The organism is Aeromonas sp. FDAARGOS 1414 (genome assembly GCF_019047065.1).
In the GTDB taxonomy this organism is placed as follows: domain Bacteria; phylum Pseudomonadota; class Gammaproteobacteria; order Enterobacterales; family Aeromonadaceae; genus Aeromonas; species Aeromonas veronii_A.
In genome coordinates this window covers 3,277,329-3,301,310 of sequence record NZ_CP077210.1, presented here as the reverse complement: position 1 = coordinate 3,301,310, position 23,982 = coordinate 3,277,329, and the positions used below count along the sequence as shown (strand labels likewise).

Below are 23,982 nucleotides of genomic sequence, written 5' to 3'. Positions count from 1 at the left end.
AGGAGTAGAAAATGTCTGTAGACGAGAAAGTTGAACTGAACGAAACCTGTGACAGCTGTGGCTGTTTTGCCGAGATCGGCACCATCATCGGCGAAGGCGATGATGTGATGGAGCTGGTTATTGAAGCCGCGGCCGAGGCGGATGCCCGCGCCAAGCTGGCTGCCTATGAAGCACTGGCCAAACAGGTCACCGCCGAAGCTCAAGTGAGCAGCGAACTGACCCAGGGCGCCAACGGCGTGATCCTGAAAGCCCGCCTGCAATTCACCTGCACCGCCGAAAAACTGATTTTCGAAATGCGGGCCCGCTCTATCTGAGTTGTCTGATAACGCGGCAGGTTTGCCTGCCGTGTTGACCCTTCTGCTGTGGGTCGGCGTTCTATAGTTACTCTATCCCACAGACGTTTTGCCCGGCGCGAGTCGGCCAACAGAAGGCGTAAATATCATGACGCAGCGATGGATCTCTGCCCCCAATCCCACCCTCTATCGTGATCCGTGCTGCCAACAGGCAGCAGGCGTGACCTCAGCACAGGGGCAGCCATCGTGATGCGACGCTGGATTTGGGCTCTGCTGGCCCTCTGCTGTTTTTCCCTGCTGGCGGCTGAGCTCAAGCCGGTGCGTTTGCCCCAACCCGGGGACCTCGAAAGCATTCTGCAAAAGCGCGAACTCAGGGCTCTGGTGGTCTATGAGCGCGGTTTCTATTTTCTCGATCGCGGCACCCAGTACGGCATTCTGGTCAATCAGCTGCAAGGATTCGAGCGCTGGCTGAACAACACCTATCTCGCTAAAGAGAAGGTCAAACTCAAGGTGGTCTACATCCCGGTGCGGCAGGACAAGCTGCTGGACTATCTGACCGAGGGGCGTGGGGATCTGGTGGCGGCGACCATGACGGTGACCCCGACCCGGCGTGAACAGGTGGCCTTCTCCCGGCCGCTCATCTCTTCCATCGAGGAGTGGGTGGTTAGCCAGAACAGCCTGCCCGCCTTCAGCCGCATTACCCAGCTCTCTGGCAGGCGGGTCTGGGTGCGGGCCAGCTCCAGCTACTACGAGAGCTTGCGCCAGCTCAACTGGTTGTTTCGCGAGTTGGGGCTGCCCCCCGTCTATATCGAGACGGTGCCCGAATATCTACAGGATGGCGATCTGCTGGAGATGGTGGCCGCTGGCATTATTCCCCTGACGGTGACCGACAGCTACAAGGGGCGGATCTGGCTGAGTGGCATGATCTCCGGTCTCAAGGCTCACAAGTTGATCCCCCTGCGCAGCAACGGCACCAGTGGCTGGGCGCTGCGCAAGAACAGCCCCGAGCTGCTGAAAGCGGTCAATGGCTATCTGGCGAGCGTCAGCCGCAACAGCCTCTACAGCGACATGACCCTGCGCCGGTTGCTGGTTCACAGCGAGCAGATGAGCAATATCCTGGCGCCAGATCCCATGGGGCGCCTTGCGACCATTCGCAAAGTGCTGGAGAAGTACGCCAATCAATACGATCTCGACTGGCTGATGCTGGCGGCGCTCGGCTACAAGGAGTCCGGCCTCAATCCCAAGGCGCGTTCGCACAAGGGGGCCGTGGGCATCATGCAACTGCTGCCCAGCACGGGGCGGGAGGTCGGCATCAACGGCGCCAGACTCACCACGCTGGAGGGCAATGTGGAGGCCGCCTGCCGCTACATGCGGTTGATCCTCGATACCTACTTCAATGATCCCAAGCTGGATCGGCTCAACCGCCACCTGTTTGCCCTCGCCGCCTACAACGCCGGGCCAAACCGGGTGCAGGCGCTGCGAGGCAAGGCGGAGAAACTGGGGCTCGATCCCAACGTCTGGTTCGGCAACGTAGATCAGCTGGTGGCCAACGAAGTCGGACAGGGGCCGATCAACTATGTCGGCACCATCTACAAGTACTACGTAGCCTATCGTTTCAGCTTGCCCCAGATCGAGGGTAAGGCTGCCGCTATCGAAGCGGCTCAGCCCTGAGCCGGTTGACCGGCAGGGTCGCCTGCACGGTCGGCAATTGCCAGCCACCGTCCCTGTGTTGCAGGAACCAGTGGGTGGGGCCGGTGGCCGGGATGAGATCTGGCTGGCTGAGCTGGCCCAGATAGCGCAACATCGGGGTATCATGCAGTTCCATCAGCAACTCCTTTTGAATATGTGAAGAGGCTCGCCAGCGTTATGACACCCGGCCATGACAGCAGGATGACACCATGATCCCCGGATCCTTTGCCCTGATCGACGATCCCCAGCTGGCGCTCAAGGTGCGTTGTCACTGGATCCGCCATGCCCGCGAGCGGATCCAGGCGCAGTACTACAGCTGGGAAGAGGACAGCAGCGGCAAGCTGCTGCTGAGCGAGCTGCTCCACGCCGCTCGACGCGGCGTCAAGGTGCAGCTGCTGGTGGATGATCTCTATGCCGGTGACAACCGCTTTCTGGAGATGGTGGCTCACTACCCCGGGATCGAAGTGCGGCTGTTCAACCCCTTCTGGCTGCGGGGCTGGCGCCCGCTGGCACTGCTGCTGGAGGGGCTACTCAGCTTTCGCCGCATCAACCACCGGATGCATAACAAACTGCTGCTGGTGGATGGCAAGCTGGCGCTGATCGGCGGGCGCAACATAGGCGATCGCTACTTCGGTCTGGATCCGCAAGCCCCCTTCGTGGATCTCGATCTCGCCTGTCAGGGGGGGCTGTGCCAGCAGATGGCGCAGGGGTTCGAGCAGTTCTGGCACAGCCGCTGGAGTCACCCCATCCGCCATCTGCTGCGCCGCGAGCTGCTGCCCGCCGAAATAGAGGTGGTCAACGACTTCCTGTTCACCATGACGGATCCGGCGGTGGCGACGGTCTATGATCTGCCCGCGGCGCTGTTTGACGAGAGCGATGTACCGCTGCAGTGGCACGAGGGGCGGGCAGAGGTGTGGTTCGACCGTCCCGGCAAGGGGCTCATCTCCCGTCCCACCACCGCCCGTCAGCTCTGGCGCCAGCTGGCTGACAATCCCGGCTCGCTGGGGTTGGTGACCCCTTACCTCATCCTTACTCGCGGGTTTCGGCACCGTCTGGCGCGGCTACGCCAGCAGGGGGTCGCCATCGACATTCTCACCAACTCGCTGGCCAGCACCGATGTGCCGCTGGTCTATGGCGCCTATCAGCGCTATCTCGGCTGGTTGCTGCGCCGCGGGATCCGGGTCGCCGAGTTTGATCATGGTCACGGCAGCCTGCACGCCAAGCTGATCCTGCTGGGGAAGGGGCGGGCGCTGTTTGGCAGCCTTAATCTCGATCCCCGCTCGCTGTTTCTCAATACCGAACTGATGCTGCATCTGCACTGCCTGCCGATCTGCGAGGCGCTGCGAACGTGGCTGGCTCGCTGGCAGGAGCAGGCCGGTGGATTGCCGCGCAAACCCGAGGGGTGGCCAAGGCGACTGATAGCCCGCCTGAGTGACTGGTTGCCCCTGCGCCGTTGGCTGTAAGGCAGCCATTTTTTGTGCGAGATCTCGCAAAGCCTTGTAAGCCATTGCTGATGCCCTTTGCGGGTGAATAACCATGCATGAATCTATCTTTCTGTTTTATAACAATTTAGTGGTGATGATAAGGCTGTTTTTTGTACTCTGATGTGAATGGAATTAGCATAAAAACGTTTTTTATTTTGTTTTTATGCGTAATATTTCAGTTGCAAGGACAAACACGGCGGCTTGTCTGCCGTGTGGACGAAGGTTGTAACGGGTAGCTGGCCGGTTGCATTGCTGCAATTGGCGCGCACTTAAGATGGGTCGCGAACTATCGGAAAGTGAAACAGAGACCTGGCGTGGCCGGACTCCAATATGGAACATGCTATTTGCGAGGGGGTGACATGGACATGTCACCCCACTTTTTTGGTTCTTTGGCGAGTCTCGAGCCAATGAACGTTGGCCGCCAGGGGGCTGGTAAATAGCCTGACACGATATGGACCACTCTCGACCGCATTGAATCTCGGCAGCCCAGATGAATGTAAAAAGGCCCCCTTGCATTAGCGAGGGGGCCTTTTTATCGGCCTGCGATCAGGGAGATATCAGCCCTTGATGCGCTCGATGCGGCCACCCAGACCCTGCAGCTTCTGCTCGATGTTCTCGTAGCCACGGTCGATGTGGTAGATGCGGTCGACGATGGTGGAGCCTTCGGCGACGAAGCCGGCCAGCACCAGGCTGGCAGAGGCGCGTAGATCGGTCGCCATCACCTGAGCCCCCTTGAGCTGAGCAGTGTCGCGGCAGATGGCCACATTACCCTGCAACTCGATGTCTGCGCCCATCCGTACCAGCTCGGGAACGTGCATGAAGCGGTTCTCGAAGATGGTTTCGGTGATCATGCCGGTACCTTGTGCCACCGCGTTCAGTACGGTGAACTGTGCCTGCATGTCGGTCGGGAAGGCCGGGTAGGGGGCGGTCTTGATGGTGACCGGCTTGAGGGTGCGGCCAGTCATGTCGAGGGTGATCCAGTCTTCACCCTTCTCAATCAGTGCACCAGCCTCTTCCAGCTTGACCAGTACCGCTTCCAGCAGGGTCGGGTCGGTCTTGCGGCAGGTGATCTTGCCGCCGGTGACCGCTGCACCCACCAGGAAGGTACCGGTTTCGATGCGGTCAGGCTGCACGCTGTAGTTGCCGCCGTGCAGACGCTCGACACCGTCGATGGTCAGGGTGTCGGTGCCCGCGCCCTGGATCTTGGCGCCCAGGGTATTGAGGAAGTTGGCCAGATCGACCACTTCCGGCTCGCGTGCGGCGTTTTCGATCACGGTGCGGCCATCAGCCAGGGTTGCGGCCATCATCAGGTTTTCGGTACCGGTCACGGAGACCATATCCATCAGGATGTGAGCGCCTTTCAGGCGGCCATCGACACGGGCCTTGATGTAACCTTCTTCGATGGTGATATTGGCACCCATCAGCTCCAGGCCGTGGACGTGCAGGTTGACCGGACGGGCACCGATGGCGCAGCCGCCGGGCAGGGAGACGTCGGCAGCGCCGAAACGGGCGGCCAGCGGACCCAGCGCCAGAATGGAGGCGCGCATGGTCTTCACCAGCTCGTAGGGAGCGACATGGTTGTTCACCGCACCGGTCAGCACGGTGACGTTGCCGTTGACCTTGGTGGTCGCGCCCAGCATCTCCAGCAGCTTGATGGTGGTGCCCACATCTTTCAGTCGCGGCACGTTGGAGAGGTGTACCTCTTCATCACAAAGCAGGGTCGCGAACAGGATCGGCAGCGCGGCGTTTTTGGCGCCGGAGATGGTCACTTCGCCGTTGAGAGTACAACGACCATCGATTTTGAATTTGTCCATTTTTACTTCGTTACCAAATCAGGAGGGCAATAGGAATTTACGTTCGCGTTTCCACTCGGCGTCGGTGAACGCCTTGATGGAGAGGGCGTGAATGGCGTTGCTGGCGATCTTGTCCATCAGCGGGGCATAGATGGCCTGCTGCTTCTTGACCCGGCTCATGCCGTCAAACATGTCACCGACGGCGATCACTTGGTAGTGACTACCGTCCCCTTTGACATGGACTTCGGACAATGGCAGAGCCTCAAGGAGTATCGCTTCAATTTCAGAGACTTGCATTATGCGTCCTCAGTTGTGAGCGGGGTAGATTGAAACAGCCCAGCCACCCCGTAGAGGTTGGCCAGGGTATAGAAATCACTGGAGGCGCCCACCAGTTGCGGTGTGGCGCCTCGCGCTAATACGGCTTTGGCCCATTTGACCAGCAGGGCCAGTCCGGCAGAGTCGAGGGTGGTGACGCCGCCGAGCTCGAGCTGGTCGTCCTGCCACCATTCGGCGCGGCGTTGCCACAGGTCATTGACCTGTGGCGCCTGCAGCTCACCGCTGAGAGTCATGGTTTGAGTACCAGCGGCTTGGCGTTGTGCTCGCGCAACTGGGCGATCACCGCATCGATGCCGTTCTGGCGGATCAAACCGCCCAGCTCGCTCTGCTTGGCGGAGAGCAGGCTGATCCCCTCTGCCACCATGTCGAAGGCTTTCCACTCGCCGGTCTTGTTGTTCTTGCGCAGCTTGAACTCGAGGAAGATGTCCGGCTTGCCGGCCTCTTTCACGCTGACGTTGACGGCGGTGATATTGCCGCTGGGAGCCTTGCCCGGCTCGACCTTGACGGTCTGCTTGTCAAAATGGGCCAGCGCATCGGCGTAGGAGCTCACCATGTACTCGGTGAACACCTCGACGAAGGCATTGCGCTGCGCTTCGGTGGTCTCTTTAATCTGGTTGCCAAGCACCTTGTAGGCGGCGAAGCGGTTGTCCACATAGGGCAGCAGCTCTTCGCGGATGATCACCCGCAGGTGATCCGGATTGCTTTTCACCTGGGCCTGATCGGCTTTCAGGCGGGCAAAGGTCTGCTTGGCAGCCTGATCCACCAGCGCATTGGGGTCGGTGGCATCGACAGTGGCCTGGGCAGACAGGGAAAAGAGCATGCTGGTCATCAGGCCCAGCAGCAGGGCGATTTTCTTGAACATGATTACTCCTTCTTGCTGTCTGATTTGCTGTCGGAGGATTGGCTATAGAGGAACTTGCCAATCAGATCTTCCAGCACGATGGCGGATTTGGTGTCTTCAATCAGGTCGCCATCCTTGAGCATCTCGGTGCCCATCTCCTCATCGCTGAAGCCGGGGGCCAGACCGATGTACTGCTCGCCGAGCAGACCGGAGGTGAGGATGGAGAGGGAGCTGGTATCGGCAAACTCGCCAGCGCTCTTTTGCATCATCAGGGTGACTTCGGGCACCTGGGTTTTCGGGTCCAGTACGATGTCGCTGACCCGACCGACCACCACGCCGCCGACCTTGACCGGCGACCGGACTTTCAGGCCGCCGATATTATCGAAATGCGCGCGCAGGGTATAGGTTTCTCCTTCCGGTTTGAAGCTCAAACCGGCCACTTGCAGGGCCAGTGCCAGAATGGCACCGATGCCAGCCAGCATGAAGGTGCCGACCAGGAATTCTACTTTGCTGAACTTCATCTTTACCTTATCCAAACATGACTGCAGTGAGTATAAAATCCAGGCCGAGCACGGCGAGGGATGAGTGGACCACGGTTCGGGTCGTGGCCTGACTGATCCCGGCCGAGGTCGGCTTGGCATCATAGCCGTTAAAGAGCGCAATCCAGGTGACCACCAGGGCGAAAATCAGGCTCTTGATGGCGCCCTGCATGATGTCTTCATGCCAGTCGACGGAGGCCTGCATGGCAGACCAGAAGCCCCCTTCGTCCACGCCGAGCCAGTCCACGCCAACCAGCTTGCCGCCGAAGATGCCGATCAGGCTGAACATAAAGGCCAGCAGCGGCATGCTGATGACGCCAGCCCAGAAGCGGGGGGCAACCACCCGGCGCAGTGGGTCGACCGCCATCATCTCGAGGCTTGAAAGCTGCTCGGTGGCCTTCATCAGGCCGATTTCAGCGGTCAGGGCCGAACCGGCACGGCCGGCAAACAGCAGCGCCGTGACCACAGGCCCCAGCTCCCGCAGCAGGGAGAGGGAGACCAGCGGCCCCAGGCTCTGCTCGGCGCCGAAATCCTTCAATACGTTGTAACCCTGCAGCGAGAGCACCATGCCGATGAACAGGCCGGAGACCAGAATGATGGCCACCGACTGCACACCCACCACATAGAGCTGCTGGACAAGCAGCGGGAAGTGCTTGCGCGGCTCGGGTTTGCCCGCCAGCGCATGGAACAACATGATGGTGGCGCGACCGACGGAGCTGATAAACCGCACTCCGACCCGCCCCAGCTTGCTTATTTGACTTATCAACATCAGAGATCCTGTAGCAGATCGCCTGCCGGAAAATGAAACGGAACAGGACCATCGGGCAATCCTTTGAGGAACTGCTCGACTTCGGGATTGTGCTCCTCGCGCAGCTGATCCGGCGTGCCGTGCGCCACCACCTTGCGATTGGCAATGATGTAGGCGTAATCGGCGATGCTCAGCACCTCTTTCACATCGTGAGTGACGATGACGGAGGTGATGCCGAGGGCATCGTTCAGCTCCTTGATCAGCTTGACCAGCACCGCCATGGTGATGGGGTCCTGCCCGACGAACGGCTCGTCATACATGATGAGGTCAGGATCGAGCGCAATTGCCCGTGCCAGGGCCGCCCGGCGCGCCATGCCGCCGGAGAGCTCGGAGGGCATCAGTTTCGCCGCGCCGCGCAAGCCCACCGCCTGCAGCTTCATCATGACGATGGTGTGGATCAGCTCCTCCGGCAGGCCGGAGTGTTCCCGTAGCGGGAAGGCCACGTTGTCGTAGACCGTCATGCCGGTAAACAGGGCGCCGCTCTGGAACAGCATGCTCATCCGTTTGCGCACTTCATAGAGGCGCGAACGGGAGAGGGTGGGGATATCTTCCCCGTCAAACAGAATGTGACCGGACTCCGGCTTGAGCTGGCCACCGATCAGCCGCAGCAGGGTGGTTTTACCGATGCCGCTCGGGCCCATGACGGCGGTCACCTTGCCACGAGGAATGGTCAGGTTGATCCCGTCATACAACAGCCGATCTCCGTGACTGAAGGTCAGGTCGGAGATGGTGATCAGGTCATTGTTCAAACAATTGTCCATCCGGTGTAAATGAGGTGCGAATTTTATGGGGTAGTCTAGGTCTAAGCAACAGCAAGGAACAACTATTGAACAGGCTGCAAGCCCATTTGCACGACAGTTTTCTGTAACAAAGTGCGTCATCGAGAGCGGGACTTGCCATCCGATTCGCTTATCCGGGCAGACTTTTTTATAATCCCGCAGCTAATTTCGGCCCGGAGCTGTGTCTTTATGTCTGTAAAGCCTGAGAAAGTGTCTGAACTGTTCGATTTTCGTCGCAGTGCCCGCGCGGTGCTGGACACAGAAAAGCAAGCCATTGATGGACTCTATCAGTATCTGAACGACGCCTTCGACAAGGCGTGCGAAATGGTGCTGCGCTGCGGTGGCAAGATAGTGGTCACCGGCATGGGCAAATCGGGCCATATCGGCAGCAAGATCGCCGCCACCCTCGCCAGCACCGGCACACCGGCCTTCTTCCTTCATCCGGGAGAAGCGAGTCACGGCGATCTGGGGATGATCTCCAGTGGCGACCTTATCATCGCTATCTCCAACTCCGGCGAGAGCGACGAAATCCTGGCTCTGCTGCCTGTGCTCAAGCGCCGCGGCATTCCGCTCATCTGTATGACCGGTAATCCCGCCTCTACCATGGCCAAAGAGGCTAATGTGCACCTGTGCATCAAGGTGGAGAAAGAGGCCTGCCCGCTGGGTCTGGCGCCCACCTCCAGCACCACGGCAACCCTGGTGATGGGCGATGCCCTGGCGGTCGCCCTGCTGGAAGCGCGCGGTTTTACCGCCGATGACTTCGCGCTTTCGCACCCGGGCGGTTCCCTTGGCAAGCGTCTGTTGCTGCGGGTTGGCGACCTGATGCACAGCGGTGAGCTGTTGCCCCGAGTAGGGATAGATGCCACCATCAGCCAGGCGCTGCTGGAAGTGAGCCGCAAAGGACTCGGTATGACGGCTGTGGTCGATGGCAATGGCCTGCTGGCCGGGCTCTTTACCGATGGCGACCTGCGCCGCATTCTTGACCAGCAGATCGATATCCATCACACCCCCATCAGCCGTGTGATGACGGCCAACTGTGTTACCGTAGGCCCAGAGATGATGGCTGCAGAAGCCGTCAAGCTGATGGAAACGAGAAAAATCAACGGATTACTGGTGGTGGATGGTGACAAGCGCCCGCTCGGCGCCTTCAACATGCACGACCTGCTGAAAGCCGGAGTAATTTGATGCAAAACGTACCGACCCTCTATGGTCCGGTGACGCGCAGCCAGTTCGACAAGGCGGCGCAAATCCGCCTGCTGGTGTGCGATGTGGACGGGGTGCTCTCCAACGGCCTCATCTACATGGGAAACAACGGCGAAGAGCTGAAAACCTTCTGCACCCGTGATGGTGCGGGCATGCGAGCACTGCTCAATGCCGGGATCGAGATCGCCATCATCACAGGGCGCAACTCCCGTATCGTCAGCGATCGGATGAAAAGCCTGGGTGTGGCTCATGTGGTGCAGGGGGCTGATAAAAAGCTGCCTCACTTCGAAGCGCTGCTGGCCAAGCTGGGGCTGACTGCTGAACAGGCCGCCTATATGGGCGATGACACCATCGATCTGCCGGTGATGGCCGCCTGCGGCCTGGGTATCGCGGTGGCCGATGCCCATCCGCTGGTGCTGAGTCGTGCCGATATGGTGACCCGGCTTGGCGGTGGCATGGGCGCGGTGCGCGAGGTGTGTGACCTCATTTTGCAGGCGCAGGGCCACGACGATTATCAGCCCGAGGCCTCGGTATGAGCAGACAGACCCTGTTGTTTGCCCTGCTGTTTCTGGTCGCGCTGGTTGCCTGGCAGTTGGGCAAGGTTGAGCTGGTGCCGGAGAGCGCCGTCAAAATCGAAAACTATCAGCCGGATTTTGTCGCCAAAGATCTGGTGACCACCCGTTTTGATATCAACGGCAAGCGCACCGAGCGGCTGGAGTCGACCTACGCCGAGTATTATCAAATCCTCGAGCAGGCCACTTTCGACAAGCCGGTGGTCTACATGTATGACGATCAGGGTGCCGCCGAGTGGAAGGTGACCGCCGAAACCGGCGTGCTCAACACCGGCGACAACGTCATCCTGCGGGACAAGGTGCATCTGGATGGTCTGCTGCCCACCTCTTTCATCTCCACACTGGATACCCCCTATCTGGAGCTGGATCTGGTGACACAGGATGTGCGCAGCAACCGAGAAGTGAACATTCTGGGTCGGGATTTCCAGACCCAAGGGGTTGGCCTCAAGGGCCATCTGGACCGCAAATATTTTGAGTTACTGGATCAAGGCCATGCCATCTATTTCAATGAAAAACGCTAATCTGGCCCTCGCAGCCCTGTTGTTGTGTGGTGCGGTGACTGCCAAAGAGTCCGACTTTGCCGAGAAGGTCTACGTCGATGCCGTCAAACAGGTGGCCGAGATGCAGGACAACCGCATCACCTTCGAAGAGGATGTGACCATCAATCAGGGCACCATCCGGATCAAGGCTGACAAGGTGGTAGTGACCCGTTCCGGCGAGAAAGGGGCCGAGGTGATGACTGCCTACGGCAAGCCCGCCACCTTCTTCCAGATCTTGGATAACGGCAAGCCGGTCAATGCCCACGGCAATACCATCCGCTACGAGCTGAAGAATCGTCTGGTGACCATCACCGGCAACGGTCAGCTCAAGCAGGAAGATAGCCAGGTCAATGGCGATCTGATCCGCTACGACATCGTCAAACAGAAGATGATCGCCGAGAGCAAGAGCCCGAGCCAGCGGGTCAAAACTGTATTCCTGCCGGATCAGGTAGAGAATTTCGATAAGCCCGCCGACCAGAAGAAGCAGGGAAAATAAGCCATGGCAGTGTTAAAAGCAGTGGGTCTGCAGAAGAGCTACAAGCGCCGCATGGTGGTGAGTGACGTCAGCCTGGAAGTGGGCACCGGCCAGATTGTCGGCCTGCTCGGCCCCAACGGGGCGGGCAAGACCACCTCCTTCTACATGATCGTGGGGCTGGTGCAGCGCGATGCCGGTCTCATCACCATCGACGATCAGGACATCAGCCTGCAGCCCATGCATGTGCGGGCGCGTAACGGCATCGGTTACCTGCCGCAGGAGGCCTCCATCTTCCGTCGCCTGTCGGTGTTCGACAACCTGATGGGCGTGATGCAGACCCGCAAGGGGTTGAGCCGTGAAGAGCGTGAAGACAAGGTTCAGCAACTGCTGGAAGAGTTCAATATCACCCACATTCGCGACAACCTGGGTCAGAGCCTCTCCGGTGGTGAGCGTCGCCGGGTCGAGATCGCCCGTGCGCTGGCGGCCGAGCCGCGTTTTATTCTGCTGGATGAACCCTTTGCAGGGGTTGACCCGATTTCTGTGATAGACATCAAGAAGATCATTCAGCATCTGAAAGATAGGGGCCTTGGCGTCTTGATTACCGACCACAACGTCAGAGAGACTCTGGACGTATGTGAGAAGGCCTATATCGTCAGCCACGGCAAGATGATTGCCGAAGGTGCACCGGCTGACATCCTTGCCGATGAGCAGGTCAAGCGCGTCTATTTGGGCGATCAATTCAGTCTATAGTAAGGGGGCATGCCTTCATTTCCTTTGACGAGTGCCTCGCTGAACATAAGGATATCCCGACGTAGATGAAGCCGACATTACAGTTGCGTCTCGGTCAGTCCCTGACCATGACGCCGCAATTACAACAAGCGATTCGTCTGCTCCAGCTCTCCACTCTGGAACTTCAGCAGGAAATTCAGCAAGCGCTCGAAAACAACCCTCTGCTGGAGCAGGAAGAGAGCGAGGCGCAAGAGACCAGTCCGGAAGCGCCGGTCGATGCCAGCCAGCTGGATTCCAGCGATGCCATGGCTCAGGAGCAGATGCCGGATGAGTTGCCGGTGGATACCACCTGGGACGAGGTTTACTCTGCCGGCACCGCCCAGAGCGCGGGCCCCATCCACGATGGGGAAGATAGCGTCTATCAGGGTGAAACCACCGAAAACCTGCAGGATTATCTGCTGTGGCAGATGCGGCTCACACCGTTCAGCGATGTGGATGCTGCCATCGCGCTCGCCATTATCGATGCCATCGACGAATCCGGTTATCTGACCGTTGCGCTGGAGGATATCCAGGCAGCCGTCACCAGCGATGACGTAGAGGTGGAGCTCGATGAGGTCGAGGCGGTACTCAAGCGGGTGCAGCACTTCGATCCGGTCGGTATTGCTGCCCGTTCTGTGCAGGAGTGTTTGCTGATCCAGCTGGATCAGTATGACCCGCAGACCCCCTGGCTCAACGAGGCCAAGGAGGTGATCCTCGAGCACATGGAGCTGCTCGGCAACCGGGATTACCGCACCCTCGCCCGCAAGACAAAACTCAAGGAGAGCGACCTCAAGGAGGTGCTGGATTTGATCCAGCTGCTGGAGCCGCGCCCCGGCAATGGCATCATCCAGAGCGACTCCCAGTACGTGATCCCCGACGTCTCCGTTGTCAAGAAGGGCAGCAAGTGGGTGGTCGAGCTCAATCCCGACTCCGCCCCCCGCATCCGGGTCAACGAGACTTATGCCGCCATGGCCCGCAACGCCCGCAGCAGCACCGACACCCAGTTTATTCGCTCCCATTTGCAGGAAGCCAAGTGGTTCATCAAGAGCCTGGAAAGTCGCAATGACACCCTGCTGAAAGTGGCCAGTTGCATTGTCGAGCAGCAACAGGGCTTTTTCGAGTATGGTGAAGAGGCGATGAAGCCGATGGTGCTCAATGACATCGCCGAAGCGGTGGAGATGCATGAGTCGACCATCTCCCGGGTGACGACCCAGAAGTACATGCATACCCCCCGTGGTATCTTCGAATTGAAGTTTTTTTTCTCCAGCCATGTGAACACCGAAGGAGGAGGAGAGTGCTCATCGACCGCAATTCGCGCGCTCATCAAGAAGCTGGTCACGGCAGAGAATCCTGCCAAGCCGTTAAGTGATAGCAAGATCGCGGATTTGCTGGCCGAACAGGGTATTATGGTGGCGAGACGCACGATCGCTAAGTATCGCGAATCCTTGTTTATCCCACCTTCCAATCAGCGCAAACGCCTGGTTTAGGCAAACAAAAGGATGATGTTATGCAAATTAACCTGACCGGACACCATGTCGAGATCACCGAAGCTCTGCGTGATTATGTGAATAACAAATTTGCCAAACTCGAGCGTCATTTCGACCACATCAACAATGTTCATGTGGTGCTTAGCGTGGAAAAACTGAACCAGATAGCGGAAGCCAAATTGCACGTCAGCGGTGGCGAAGTGTTTGCCAACTCTGAACATGCCGATATGTATGCTGCGATAGACACCTTGCTCGACAAGCTGGACAGGCAGATCATCAAGCACAAAGATAAGTTAAATAAAAAATAACCATGCAACTTGAACACATACTGAGTCGGGACTGCACCAAGAGTGCAGTCCCTTGTACCAGCAAGAAACGCGCCCTCGAAATCATCAGCGAGCTGGCCGCCGAACGCCTTGGCACCTCCCGTCAGGCGCTGTTTGAATGCTTGCTGGCCCGTGAAAAAATGGGTAGTACCGGGATCGGTGCCGGTATTGCGATCCCCCACGGTCGCATTGACGATGAGTTCCCGCCAACCGCGATCCTGATGACCTTTGCCGACCCTATTCCTTTCGACTCCATCGACAATCAACCGGTTGACCTGCTGTTTGCCTTGCTGGTGCCGGAAAGCGAGTGCAAGCAGCATCTCAAGACCCTTTCTCTGATGGCTTCCAAGCTGGGTGACAAGGCGGTTTGCCGCCAGTTGCGTCAGGCAACCAGCGACGAAGAGCTCTATCAGATCATGACCTCGGCCTGACAGCAGGCCAAGGATGAGACACCCGTTTTGGCGTGAGGGAACAAGATGCAGTTAATCGTGGTAAGTGGACGTTCGGGCTCCGGTAAAACGGTAGCCCTGCGAGTGCTGGAAGATCTGGGTTACTACTGTGTGGATAACCTGCCGGTCAATTTGCTGCCCCAGCTGATTGTCTCGGTGGAGAGCCAGTACGACAAGCTGGCGGTCAGCATCGACGTGCGCAACCTGCCGAGCGATCCGGAGAAACTGGAAAATCTGCTGGCTCAGGTGCGCAATGAGGGGCGGGTAGAGTTCTCCAGCTTCTTCTTCGACGCCGACAACGGCACCCTGCTCAAACGCTATGGCGAGAGCCGCCGTTTGCACCCACTCTCACGCAACAAGCTGTCGCTGGATGAGGCGATTCGGGAGGAGACCCACCTGCTGGCGCCACTCTCCTCGACCGCTGACCTGCGTATCGACACCACCACCCTCAGCATTCACGACCTGAGCGAGCTCATCAAAACCCGGGTACTCGGCAAGAAAGAGAACGAGCTGGTGCTGGTGTTCGAGTCGTTCGGCTTCAAGTACGGCATTCCCAAGGATGCCGACTTCGTGTTCGATGCTCGCTTCCTGCCCAATCCTCACTGGATCCCCGAGCTCAAGCCGTTCACTGGCAAGGATGAGCCGGTCGCCAACTACCTCTCGGCGCAGGCTGACGTGATGCTGTTTACCCAGCAGATCGAGAACATGCTGGTGACCTGGTTGCCCCATCTGGAGCGCAACAATCGCAGCTACCTCACGGTCGGCATCGGTTGCACCGGTGGTCAGCACCGCTCGGTCTTTATTGCAGAGCGGCTGGCCAGTGCATTCCGTTTGCTTGGCAAGAACGTGCAGATCCGCCACCGCACTCTCGACAAGAGTGCCCCCCAATCTTGACGGACCAATAGGACGACCCGATGACTGTTTCCGCCTCGGTTGAAGTGAAAAACAAGCTGGGTATTCATGCCAGACCTGCCATGATGCTGTTCGAGTTGGTGCAGGGTTTCGATGCTCACGTGCTGCTGCGCAATGAAGATGGTGTGGAGGCCGATGCTGACAGCATCATCGGCCTGCTGATGCTGGATTCCGCGCAAGGGCGGCAGGTGGAAGTACAGGTTGAGGGCCCCGAAGAGGTCGAGGCCCTGGCCGCCGTGGTGGAGCTGTTCACCTCTGGCTTTAATGAGGAGTAGTCACTCCTCGTTCTTCTTCTATTCCTTTCACTTGTATTCGGTCGCGCTATTGCGGCATGACATGGCTGACTATGTAGTTCCATGGAGAAATGAGAGTTAGGCGCAGCCTAACAGGCTGCAGGCTGATGCAATAGACCTTTGCCGCGTTAGCTGGCCGATGAGACATTGCTGACTCCAGCCCGGTTCTGATAGCGCACATCCTCTTCAATGGTGACCACCACTTCCAGCGGCTTGCCGGAGCGTAACACCGATATGGTCAGCTTGGTGCCGGGGCGGCTCTCGGCGATCTTGTCCAAGGCGGCTCTGGGACCGCTGATGGCTTCGCCGTTGATCTTGAGCAGCACATCCCCTCGTTGCAGACCGCCTTTGGCTGCTGGACCGTAGGGATCCAGACTCTTCACTACCAGACCACGCAGATCGCCGAGATTCATCATCCGCGCGATTATCGGGTTGATCTCGACGCTGGATATCCCAAGGTAGCCGCGAATGACCCTGCCATTGGTGATCAGCTCATCCATGATCCGCTTCGCCAGCCGGTAGGGGATGGCAAAGCTGATGCCGTAGCTCTCCTGATTGCCGTTGAGGTGATAAGTGGCGGTGTTGATGCCCACCAGATCGCCACGGCCGTTGACCAGCGCGCCACCCGAGTTGCCCTCGTTGATGGCGGCATCGGTCTGCAGCAGATCCTGCCGGCCATTGCTGTCCGGCCCCATGCTGGAGAGACCGGTGCGGCCAGTCGCGCTGATGATGCCCTGGGTGATGGTCTGGCCGACGTTGTAGGGATTGCCGATGGCGAGTACTACATCGCCCACTTCTGGCAACCGCTCCGGATCTTGCGGGATTACCGGCAGGTTATCTGACTCGATATAGAGCACGGCAAGGTCGGTAAGCGGGTCTGTGCCGACCAGCTCGGCACTGAAAACCCGGCCATCCTGCAGGGCTACGATGATCTGGTCGGCGTCAGCGATGACGTGGTAGTTGGTCAGCACGTAGCCGCGCTGGGTCATGATGACGCCGGAGCCCAGTCCTTGTGGACGCAGTTCTCCCTGATTGCCCTGGTTAGGAGCAAAGCTGCGGGTGTAGATGTTGACGACGGCGGGGCCGGCCCGATGAGCGGCATAGGAGAAACTCAGTTCTCGGGCATTGGTGATGAGCCCCGGGAGTTGGGCGCCACCGCGAAAATTGGGAAACAGCAGCAACAGCAGCGCCGCGACGGTCAAACCGAAACCGACAGACTTGCCCAAGTAACTGACTAAAGGGAAAATTTTCATGTCATTCTCATCCGTACAGGCTGCGGGCAGAGAATAACACTATCGATGGATAAAAATCACCCGCGGCGAAGGCCGCGGGTGATAGAGAGGTTGTTGAACCATCAGGGGGTTAGCGGATCACCAGATAGAGCGAGGAGTCGCCGCGCTGGATATTGAGCGCCAGTACGTCAGGCTTGTTCTTGAGCGCCTTGCTCAGCTCGCCCAACGTGTTGATGCGCAGACGGTTGACCCCGATGATGATGTCCCCCTTCTGCAGGCCGGAAGCGGCTGCCGGAGAACGGGGATCAATGTCGGCCACGGCGACGCCGGAGACCGGATCGGTAGTGGTGCTCAGCTTGGCCCCTTCCAGTGCCGGATGCAGCGCGCTGGCGCGCACTTCGCTGTCATCGGCCTGCTTCAGGGTCACTTTGGCCGTTTGTGACTTGCCATCGCGGATCAGTCCCAGCTCGACCTGCTTGCCAGCGCCCATGGTGGCGATCTTGGCACGTAGCTCGCCGAAGGAGCGAACCGGCTTGCCATCGATGCTGACGATGATATCGCCCGCCTTGATGCCCGCCTTGTCTGCGGCGGAGTCAGGCATGACCTGGTTGACGAAGGCGCCATCCTTCTTGTTGTAGCCGAAGGTCTTGGCGATGTCTGAGGTGAGTTCGGTACCGGTAATGCCCAGCTGACCGCGACGCACTTCACCGTACTTGACGATCTGCTCGGTCAGATCCCGCACCATGTTGGAGGGGATGGCAAAGCCGATGCCGATGTTGCCGCCGTTCGGGCCCAGAATCGCGGTGTTGATACCGATCAGCTCGCCACGCAGATTGAGCAGGGCACCGCCCGAGTTACCTGAGTTGATGGCCGCATCGGTCTGGATGAAGTTTTCCAGATTCTCGATGTTGAGGCCGCTGCGACCGAGCGCGCTGACGATACCTGATGTGACGGTCTGACCCAGACCAAACGGGTTGCCGATTGCCAACGCATAGTCACCCACCCGCAGCTCGTCGGAGTCGGCGAACTTGATCTGCACCAGATCCTCGGCCTTGATTTGCAGCAGGGCGATGTCGGACTGCTTGTCTTCACCGATCTTCTTGGCCGCATATTCACGACCATCCTTCAGAGTGACCTTGATCTCGTCCGCCTCGTGAACCACGTGGGCGTTGGTGATCACGTAACCCTTCTTGGCATCGACGATGACACCGGAGCCGAGTGCCTGGAACGGCTGCTCGCTCACCTGTTCATCGGGCATATTGGGACCGAAGAAGAAACGGAATTGTTCCGGCAGACGCTGGCGGGTGATCTTCTTGCCGGAGACAGAGATATTAACTACGGCAGGAGTGACCTGTTCGAGAACGGGGGCCAGACTTGGCATCTCCTGATTAGAGCCTAACAGGGAAGGCAGTGCGGCCTGAGCAGGGGCCGCAGACATGGCGATACCGACGCTGAGGGCTAGCACACTGAGCATGGAAAGAGGTTTACGCATATGAAAAACAGCTCCCAGAAAAAGTTGCATTGCAATCGTCAAGGTCAGACCACAGGGCTGGCCAATTAGTTCCGCGAGGAACTAATTTGGTTGTTTGAGCAGTCCGGAAGAGGCGCCGGCATAGTCGCGAGGCGGGACGCCCGGCTCATCTGCTTCTTTGGTTGGGGCTTCTTCTACCAATGATTCACGGAACAGCGGTTCCTGTGCCTTGGCCAGGAATTTGCTCTGCTCGGCCATGTGGCGATAGAGGGTCTGATACTGCTCGGCCAGTTGCTCCATCAGCGCGGCGCTGTCGGCGAAGTGGGTATTGATTTGGCCCTGATAGCTTTCAAGCTCCTTGTGGGCCTTTTTCAGTTCCTGTTCCAGACGGCCGGCATCGCGGCTGCGTACCGAAAAACGGCCGAGAACGATACCGATAATCAGGGCCGCGACAGCCAGCAGGATCCCAGTTAACAGACTCATAGATGCTCCTTGTTACAGCTAAAACAGAGTGGGGTTATGCGGTCGTCATAACCGCCATGCCTTGATGGCACTATACCGTGCGTCCTGAGGCCGTGATACCATTTTGTCCTCGATTCAGGGACTTGGAGAGGCGCTCAAGGATGACACCGCAGCAAAAATACCAGCAGGATCTGCTGCGCCCCGGCTTTGTGGCCGACCCCGCGCAGGGGATGGCCATTAGCAGGCTGGAGCGACTGTATCAGGATTTGCTACGGCGCCCGACTCCGACCAGATCTCGAGGGTTGCTGGGTTGGCTGCAAAAGCCCAAGCAGCCGGAGCCCGTCCTCGGTATCTATATGTGGGGCGGAGTGGGCCGAGGCAAGACCTGGCTGATGGATACCTTTTTCGACAGCCTGCCGGGGACGCGCAAGATGCGCAGCCATTTCCACCGTTTCATGCACCGCATTCACGATGAATTGCAGGGGTTGAGCGGGCAGTCCGATCCCCTCAAACTGGTGGCCAGCAAGCTTGCCAGCGAGACAGACATCATCTGTTTCGACGAATTTTTTGTCTCCGACATCACCGATGCCATGTTGCTGGGCACGCTGTTTCAGGAGCTGTTTGGTCACGGTGTTGTGCTGGTCGCCACTTCAAATATTCCGCCAAAGGATCTTTATCGCAACGGGCTGCAGCGAGCTCGTTTTCTGCCAGCTATCGAGCTGATCGAGCTTCATTGCGAGGTACTTAACGTAGATGGCGGTATCGACTATCGCCTGCGTACGCTGGAACAAGCCGAGATTTATCACTGCCCGCTGGATTTGCAGGCAAAAGCCAATCTTGACCGCTATTTTCAGCAATTAACCGGTGGGCATACGGCTTGCGAGGGGGCGTTCGAGGTCAATCATCGTCAGCTGACGTCGCTCGGAATGGGGGAAGGGGTGCTCTATATGGAATTTGAGCAACTTTGCTGTACTCCCCGCTCCCAGAACGACTATATCGAGCTGGCCAGGCTATTCCATACTGTTCTGCTGGCGAATGTGCAGCCAATGGGCACAGGCACGGATGACGCGGCTCGCCGCTTCATTGCCATGGTCGATGAGTTTTATGAACGGCACGTCAAGCTCATCATGTCGGCGGCGGTTCCTATGACAGAACTCTACGGCGAAGGGCTGCTGAATTTCGAATTCCAACGCTGTCTTTCACGGCTTCAGGAAATGCAATCGCACGAATACCTTGCCAGAGTGCACCTTCCTTAGTCACAATACCGCGCCTGCCAGTCGGATGGGCATCTGCGGCAGGTAGGGCCGGGCGACATTTGCTGGTTTCATGGCAGTGAAATTAGCAGGTGATATTTAAGGCAACTTCACTTATAATCGCCCGGCCCACGTTACAGCTGTCGATAAGACAGCAACACTTTAAGCTTTACTTGTATTCGAAGGGGTACAGGTAGGCCATCGTTTGTTGTTTGTGGGAGAGCCCCCATAAACAATTGGGTCTGTAACAGGTAATTGGGTTTAACTTAATGAAAACTTTCGTTGCCAAGCCAGAAACCGTAAAACGTGACTGGTACATTGTGGACGCAGAAGGTAAAACTCTGGGTCGTATCGCAACCGAGATCGCTGCTCGTCTGCGTGGTAAGCACAAAGCTGAATACACTCCGCACGTTGACACCGGTGATTACATCATCGTTGTAAACGCTGAGAAGGTACGTGTTACCGGTAAGAAAACTACCGACAAAATGTACCACGCTCACTCCGGTTTCCCGGGTGGTATCAAGTCAATCAGCTTCGACAAGCTGATTCAGCGTAAACCGGAAATGGTAATCGAAGCTGCTGTTAAAGGCATGCTGCCGAAAGGTCCTCTGGGCCGTGCCATGTTCCGTAAACTGAAAGTTTACGCAGGCGCCGAGCACGCTCACGCTGCTCAGCAACCTCAAGTACTGGATATCTAATCGGGAACTGGCAACATGGCAGAAAATCAATACTACGGTACCGGCCGTCGCAAAAGCTCCACTGCTCGCGTATTTATCAAAGCGGGTAGCGGTAAGATCGTAATCAACCAGCGCTCCCTGGAGCAGTACTTCGGTCGTCCGACTGCCCGCATGGTAGTTCGTCAGCCGCTGGAACTGGTTGAGATGACCGAGAAACTGGATCTGTACATCACCGTTAACGGTGGTGGCATCTCCGGTCAAGCTGGTGCGATCCGCCACGGTATCACTCGTGCTCTGATGCAGTACGATGAAACCCTGCGTTCCGAACTGCGTAAAGCAGGCTTTGTTACTCGCGATGCCCGTAAGGTTGAGCGTAAGAAAGTCGGTCTGCACAAAGCTCGTAAGCGTCCGCAGTACTCCAAGCGTTAATTCGCTTTCGGTGCTCACTCTTTCGAGTGTCAAAAAAGCCTGGCAACCGCCAGGCTTTTTTTATTGGTAATATTACCGACATCAATGCTAACCACGCGTCACAAAAGACAAAAAATTGTTTCTTTATTGTTTTTATTGCTCACCGCTCTTTCTTGTCAAGTTGTTATCTTTTCTTTAAAATTTCCCCTGTTTTCTGTGGCAATTGTAAATCCAGCTTCCGCCGCTGTTGTCACGGGAAAAATGGGGAACAGGGACACTATAAGAATGTGCGGAGTCCACATGGGAGAGTTTTTGGATGAGCAATGCGCCAGTTGATACCGGTCGCCGCAGATTTCTTACCTGGTCAACGGTTGCCGTTGGTGGGGTAGGAGCTGCGTTTACCGCAGTGCCGTTTATAAAGTCATGGAATCCGAGTGCCAAGGCCAAAGCAGCCGGTGCACCGGTTGAAGTCGATATCAGCAAGTTGGAACCGGGTCAGCTCATCCGTGTCGAGTGGCGTGGCAAACCCGTCTGGGTGGTGAAACGCACCAAGCAGACGCTGGATGCCCTGGCAGCACATGATGACAAGTTGCGGGATCCCTCATCAGAAGAGCCGCAGCAGCCTGACTATGCCCATAACGGGTACAGATCGATCAAGCCCGAAATTTTTGTCGCGGTCGGTATCTGCACCCATCTCGGGTGTTCACCTTCTTATCTGCCTGACAGTTTTGGTGAGCAGGTGCAGGGGGTTGCGTCCGGCTTCTTCTGCCCGTGTCATGGCTCCAAGTTCGATATGGCTGGCCGTGTGTTCCAGGGGGTGCCTGCACCACTGAACCTGGTTATTCCGCCGTATCAATTCATTAACGACACCACCATTCTGGTCGGTGCCGATGGCAAGGAGGCCTGATCATGTTGAGCAAACTGATGGGCTGGATTGACGATCGCTTTCCGCTTACGGCCATGTACAACGACCACATGGCCAAGTATCCGGCTCCGAAGAACCTGAACTTCTGGTATTTCTTCGGTTCGCTGGCCATGTTGGTGCTGGTTAACCAGATCATCACCGGCATCTGGCTGACCATGAACTACAACCCCTCTGCGGAAGGTGCGTTTGCCTCCGTCGAGTACATCATGCGGGATGTGGAGTATGGCTGGCTGCTACGTTACATGCACTCTACCGGTGCCTCTGCCTTCTTCGTGGTGGTCTACCTGCACATGTTCCGAGGTATGATTTACGGCTCTTACCAGAAGCCGCGCGAGCTGCTGTGGATTTTCGGCATGCTGATCTTCCTGGTGCTGATGGCGGAAGCCTTTATGGGCTACTTGCTGCCCTGGGGACAGATGTCATTCTGGGGGGCCCAGGTCATCATCTCGCTGTTTGGTGCCATTCCGGTCATCGGTGACGATCTTACTCTGTGGATCCGTGGTGACTACGTTATCTCTGGTGCGACCCTGAACCGCTTCTTCGCGCTGCACGTCATCGCGTTGCCGCTGGTGCTGGTGATGCTGGTTGCCATGCATATCCTGGCGCTGCACGAAGTCGGCTCCAACAACCCGGATGGCATCGATATCAAGAAGCACAAGGACGAGAACGGCTGGCCGCTGGATGCGGTGGCGTTCCACCCTTACTTCACCGTCAAGGATATGATCGGTGTGGCCGGCTTCCTGTTCTTCTTCTGCGCCATCATCTTCTTCAAGCCGGATATGTGGGGTTACTTCCTCGAGAAGCCGAACTTTGAAGTGGCCAACGGCCTGAAGACTCCGGCTCACATCGCGCCTGTGTGGTACTTCACCCCCTTCTACGCGATTCTGCGTGCGGTACCTGACAAGCTGCTTGGCGTCATCATGATGGGCCTCTCTATTGTGGTGTTGTTCCTGCTGCCCTGGCTGGATCGCTGCAAGGTGCGTTCAGTACGCTATCGCAGCAAGCTGCACAAGCTGAACATCGCCCAGTTTGTGGTCTGCTTCATCATTCTGGGGGTGCTGGGTGTACTGCCGTCGACGCCGACTCTGACGCTGGTTGCCCAGATCTGTACCTTGGGTTATTTCGGTTTCTTCGTGCTGTTGTTCTTCTACAGCAAAAACGAACGCACCAAGCCGCTGCCGGAGAGGGTGACATTTAAATGAAAAAAATAATATTTGCAGTGCTGACCCTGCTGCCCTCTCTGGTGTTTGCCGCTGGAGGTGCGGTTGCACTGGACAAGGCCAATTACGATCTGAGTGACAAGGCATCCCTGCAACGCGGAGCGGCCACCTTCATGAATTATTGTGCCGGCTGCCACTCTACCCAGTACCAACGTTACAACCGGGTTGCTGCCGATCTGGAGATCCCTGAGGATCTGATGAAGGAGAACCTCATTTTCACCGACGCCAAAGTGGGTGATCTGATGAAGAGTGCCATGTCCGAGAAGGATGCCGCTAAGTGGTTTGGTGCGCCGCCTCCCGACCTGACTCTGGTAGCCCGAGTACGTGGTGCGGACTGGATTTACACTTATCTGCGTTCTTTTTACGTGGATCCGACCCGTCCGTTTGGTGTGAATAACGTGGTGTTCCCGTCAGTGGGCATGCCCCATGTGCTGGAGCCGCTGCAGGGGACTCCCCGTGCCGAGTTCGCGACTCACATGGTCGATGGCGTCGAGACCCAGCAGGTTGTCAGCATCAAATCTGACGGCAACGGTGAAATGGATGACGAAGAGTATGATAAGACGGTACTGGATCTGGTAAACTTCTTGGTCTACTCGGCTGAACCGGTACAACAGGAGCGTGAACGCATGGGCTTCTGGGTGCTTGGTTTCATCGTGATCTTCTTCATCTTCACTGTGCTGTTGAAGAAGGAATTCTGGCGCGACGTTCACTAAGCGACCAGATCCGGGTAATATAATGCACGGCAATG

At 57.6% G+C, this 23,982-nt stretch carries 30 protein-coding genes; 19 read left to right on the top strand and 11 right to left on the bottom strand.

Features of this window, described 5'->3' with window-relative positions; genetic code table 11:
- The first annotated feature begins 11 nt into the window (after window positions 1-11).
- Window positions 12-314, top strand: a complete 303-nt coding sequence (locus tag I6L44_RS14850; RefSeq protein WP_101531245.1) for a YfcZ/YiiS family protein — start codon at window positions 12-14, stop codon at window positions 312-314.
- 228 nt (window positions 315-542) lie between these two features.
- Window positions 543-1,964, top strand: coding sequence for a lytic transglycosylase F (locus I6L44_RS14845; protein WP_216952226.1), 1,422 nt, complete (start codon window positions 543-545; stop codon window positions 1,962-1,964).
- Here the strand turns inward: I6L44_RS14845 and I6L44_RS14840 are convergent.
- Window positions 1,942-2,118, bottom strand: coding sequence for a hypothetical protein (locus I6L44_RS14840; protein WP_216952225.1), 177 nt, complete (start codon window positions 2,116-2,118; stop codon window positions 1,942-1,944). The genes I6L44_RS14845 and I6L44_RS14840 overlap by 23 nt on opposite strands.
- A gap of 73 nt (window positions 2,119-2,191) precedes the next feature.
- Here I6L44_RS14840 and I6L44_RS14835 point away from each other — a divergent pair, with 73 nt between their 5' ends.
- Entirely contained in the window at window positions 2,192-3,445 is a 1,254-nt protein-coding gene (locus I6L44_RS14835; RefSeq protein WP_216952224.1) for a phosphatidylserine/phosphatidylglycerophosphate/cardiolipin synthase family protein, read from the top strand.
- A gap of 578 nt (window positions 3,446-4,023) precedes the next feature.
- On the opposite strand, the gene murA is transcribed toward I6L44_RS14835, so the two are convergent.
- Genes murA through mlaF form a run of 7 tightly spaced genes read right to left on the bottom strand, consistent with a single transcriptional unit; the run spans window position 4,024 to window position 8,544 of the window.
- Window positions 4,024-5,280, bottom strand: a complete 1,257-nt coding sequence (murA, locus tag I6L44_RS14830; protein ID WP_216952223.1) for a UDP-N-acetylglucosamine 1-carboxyvinyltransferase — start codon at window positions 5,278-5,280, stop codon at window positions 4,024-4,026.
- 18 nt (window positions 5,281-5,298) lie between these two features.
- A complete protein-coding gene (gene ibaG / locus I6L44_RS14825) occupies window positions 5,299-5,556 on the bottom strand; it encodes a BolA family iron metabolism protein IbaG (RefSeq protein WP_005306001.1) in 258 nt (85 codons plus the stop codon).
- Entirely contained in the window at window positions 5,556-5,828 is a 273-nt protein-coding gene (locus tag I6L44_RS14820; RefSeq protein ID WP_005336352.1) for a lipid asymmetry maintenance protein MlaB, read from the bottom strand. Before I6L44_RS14820 ends, ibaG begins: the two co-directional genes overlap by 1 nt.
- On the bottom strand, window positions 5,825-6,457 hold the full coding sequence (locus I6L44_RS14815) for a phospholipid-binding protein MlaC (RefSeq protein WP_216952222.1): 633 nt from the start codon (window positions 6,455-6,457) through the stop codon (window positions 5,825-5,827). Before I6L44_RS14815 ends, I6L44_RS14820 begins: the two co-directional genes overlap by 4 nt.
- Before the next feature lie 2 nt (window positions 6,458-6,459).
- Window positions 6,460-6,957, bottom strand: coding sequence for an outer membrane lipid asymmetry maintenance protein MlaD (gene mlaD / locus I6L44_RS14810; protein WP_005336348.1), 498 nt, complete (start codon window positions 6,955-6,957; stop codon window positions 6,460-6,462).
- A 7-nt stretch (window positions 6,958-6,964) separates the two neighbouring features.
- The gene (mlaE, locus tag I6L44_RS14805) at window positions 6,965-7,744 is read right to left on the bottom strand and encodes a lipid asymmetry maintenance ABC transporter permease subunit MlaE (RefSeq protein ID WP_005336345.1); all 780 of its coding nucleotides are present in this window, start codon (window positions 7,742-7,744) and stop codon (window positions 6,965-6,967) included.
- The gene (gene mlaF, locus I6L44_RS14800) at window positions 7,744-8,544 is read right to left on the bottom strand and encodes a phospholipid ABC transporter ATP-binding protein MlaF (RefSeq protein ID WP_005336343.1); all 801 of its coding nucleotides are present in this window, start codon (window positions 8,542-8,544) and stop codon (window positions 7,744-7,746) included. The genes mlaE and mlaF overlap by 1 nt, the downstream gene beginning before the upstream one ends.
- A 207-nt stretch (window positions 8,545-8,751) precedes the next feature.
- Here mlaF and I6L44_RS14795 point away from each other — a divergent pair, with 207 nt between their 5' ends.
- From I6L44_RS14795 to npr, 10 genes are all read left to right on the top strand, one after another.
- The gene (locus tag I6L44_RS14795) at window positions 8,752-9,747 is read left to right on the top strand and encodes a KpsF/GutQ family sugar-phosphate isomerase (RefSeq protein WP_005356672.1); all 996 of its coding nucleotides are present in this window, start codon (window positions 8,752-8,754) and stop codon (window positions 9,745-9,747) included.
- Complete coding sequence (gene kdsC, locus I6L44_RS14790) at window positions 9,747-10,301, top strand: 3-deoxy-manno-octulosonate-8-phosphatase KdsC (RefSeq protein ID WP_047438734.1); 555 nt, start codon at window positions 9,747-9,749, stop codon at window positions 10,299-10,301. Before I6L44_RS14795 ends, kdsC begins: the two co-directional genes overlap by 1 nt.
- Window positions 10,298-10,858, top strand: coding sequence for an LPS export ABC transporter periplasmic protein LptC (lptC, locus tag I6L44_RS14785; protein ID WP_005336338.1), 561 nt, complete (start codon window positions 10,298-10,300; stop codon window positions 10,856-10,858). The genes kdsC and lptC overlap by 4 nt, the downstream gene beginning before the upstream one ends.
- Window positions 10,845-11,372, top strand: coding sequence for a lipopolysaccharide transport periplasmic protein LptA (gene lptA / locus I6L44_RS14780; RefSeq protein WP_040068817.1), 528 nt, complete (start codon window positions 10,845-10,847; stop codon window positions 11,370-11,372). Before lptC ends, lptA begins: the two co-directional genes overlap by 14 nt.
- Before the next feature lie 3 nt (window positions 11,373-11,375).
- Window positions 11,376-12,101 carry an LPS export ABC transporter ATP-binding protein gene (gene lptB / locus I6L44_RS14775; RefSeq protein ID WP_005336333.1) on the top strand — a complete coding sequence of 242 codons (726 nt, stop codon included), beginning with the start codon at window positions 11,376-11,378 and terminating at the stop codon, window positions 12,099-12,101.
- 65 nt (window positions 12,102-12,166) lie between these two features.
- Window positions 12,167-13,606 carry an RNA polymerase factor sigma-54 gene (locus I6L44_RS14770; RefSeq protein ID WP_005336331.1) on the top strand — a complete coding sequence of 480 codons (1,440 nt, stop codon included), beginning with the start codon at window positions 12,167-12,169 and terminating at the stop codon, window positions 13,604-13,606.
- Window positions 13,607-13,626: 20 nt separating this feature from the next.
- Window positions 13,627-13,914 (top strand): ribosome hibernation promoting factor, encoded by a 288-nt coding sequence (gene hpf, locus I6L44_RS14765; RefSeq protein ID WP_005336323.1) that lies wholly within the window; start codon window positions 13,627-13,629, stop codon window positions 13,912-13,914.
- 2 nt (window positions 13,915-13,916) lie between these two features.
- Complete coding sequence (gene ptsN, locus I6L44_RS14760) at window positions 13,917-14,363, top strand: PTS IIA-like nitrogen regulatory protein PtsN (RefSeq protein ID WP_005336322.1); 447 nt, start codon at window positions 13,917-13,919, stop codon at window positions 14,361-14,363.
- A gap of 45 nt (window positions 14,364-14,408) precedes the next feature.
- Window positions 14,409-15,275 carry an RNase adapter RapZ gene (gene rapZ / locus I6L44_RS14755; RefSeq protein ID WP_040068818.1) on the top strand — a complete coding sequence of 289 codons (867 nt, stop codon included), beginning with the start codon at window positions 14,409-14,411 and terminating at the stop codon, window positions 15,273-15,275.
- Window positions 15,276-15,295: 20 nt separating this feature from the next.
- Complete coding sequence (gene npr / locus I6L44_RS14750) at window positions 15,296-15,568, top strand: PTS phosphocarrier protein NPr (protein WP_005336318.1); 273 nt, start codon at window positions 15,296-15,298, stop codon at window positions 15,566-15,568.
- 146 nt (window positions 15,569-15,714) lie between these two features.
- Here the strand turns inward: npr and degS are convergent, their stop codons facing one another.
- The 3 genes from degS to I6L44_RS14735 form a co-directional block, all read right to left on the bottom strand.
- Window positions 15,715-16,839, bottom strand: coding sequence for an outer membrane-stress sensor serine endopeptidase DegS (gene degS, locus I6L44_RS14745; RefSeq protein WP_216952221.1), 1,125 nt, complete (start codon window positions 16,837-16,839; stop codon window positions 15,715-15,717).
- A gap of 109 nt (window positions 16,840-16,948) precedes the next feature.
- Entirely contained in the window at window positions 16,949-18,310 is a 1,362-nt protein-coding gene (locus I6L44_RS14740) for a Do family serine endopeptidase (RefSeq protein ID WP_216952220.1), read from the bottom strand.
- An 81-nt stretch (window positions 18,311-18,391) separates the two neighbouring features.
- Entirely contained in the window at window positions 18,392-18,772 is a 381-nt protein-coding gene (locus I6L44_RS14735; RefSeq protein WP_216952219.1) for a YhcB family protein, read from the bottom strand.
- A 140-nt stretch (window positions 18,773-18,912) separates the two neighbouring features.
- Here I6L44_RS14735 and zapE point away from each other — a divergent pair, with 140 nt between their 5' ends.
- The 6 genes from zapE to I6L44_RS14705 all read left to right on the top strand — a co-directional run bounded on the left by zapE (window position 18,913) and on the right by I6L44_RS14705 (window position 23,947).
- Window positions 18,913-20,007 carry a cell division protein ZapE gene (gene zapE / locus I6L44_RS14730; protein WP_216952218.1) on the top strand — a complete coding sequence of 365 codons (1,095 nt, stop codon included), beginning with the start codon at window positions 18,913-18,915 and terminating at the stop codon, window positions 20,005-20,007.
- Between the two features lie 266 nt (window positions 20,008-20,273).
- Window positions 20,274-20,702, top strand: a complete 429-nt coding sequence (gene rplM, locus I6L44_RS14725; RefSeq protein WP_005341737.1) for a 50S ribosomal protein L13 — start codon at window positions 20,274-20,276, stop codon at window positions 20,700-20,702.
- Window positions 20,703-20,717: 15 nt separating this feature from the next.
- Window positions 20,718-21,110 (top strand): 30S ribosomal protein S9, encoded by a 393-nt coding sequence (gene rpsI, locus I6L44_RS14720; protein ID WP_005336286.1) that lies wholly within the window; start codon window positions 20,718-20,720, stop codon window positions 21,108-21,110.
- A gap of 295 nt (window positions 21,111-21,405) precedes the next feature.
- Window positions 21,406-21,996, top strand: a complete 591-nt coding sequence (gene petA, locus I6L44_RS14715; protein WP_216952217.1) for a ubiquinol-cytochrome c reductase iron-sulfur subunit — start codon at window positions 21,406-21,408, stop codon at window positions 21,994-21,996.
- A 2-nt stretch (window positions 21,997-21,998) separates the two neighbouring features.
- The gene (locus tag I6L44_RS14710) at window positions 21,999-23,216 is read left to right on the top strand and encodes a cytochrome bc complex cytochrome b subunit (protein ID WP_005341735.1); all 1,218 of its coding nucleotides are present in this window, start codon (window positions 21,999-22,001) and stop codon (window positions 23,214-23,216) included.
- Window positions 23,213-23,947: a cytochrome c1 gene (locus I6L44_RS14705; protein ID WP_201938939.1), complete on the top strand. Its 735-nt coding sequence runs from the start codon at window positions 23,213-23,215 to the stop codon at window positions 23,945-23,947. The genes I6L44_RS14710 and I6L44_RS14705 overlap by 4 nt, the downstream gene beginning before the upstream one ends.
- Window positions 23,948-23,982: the final 35 nt, after the last annotated feature.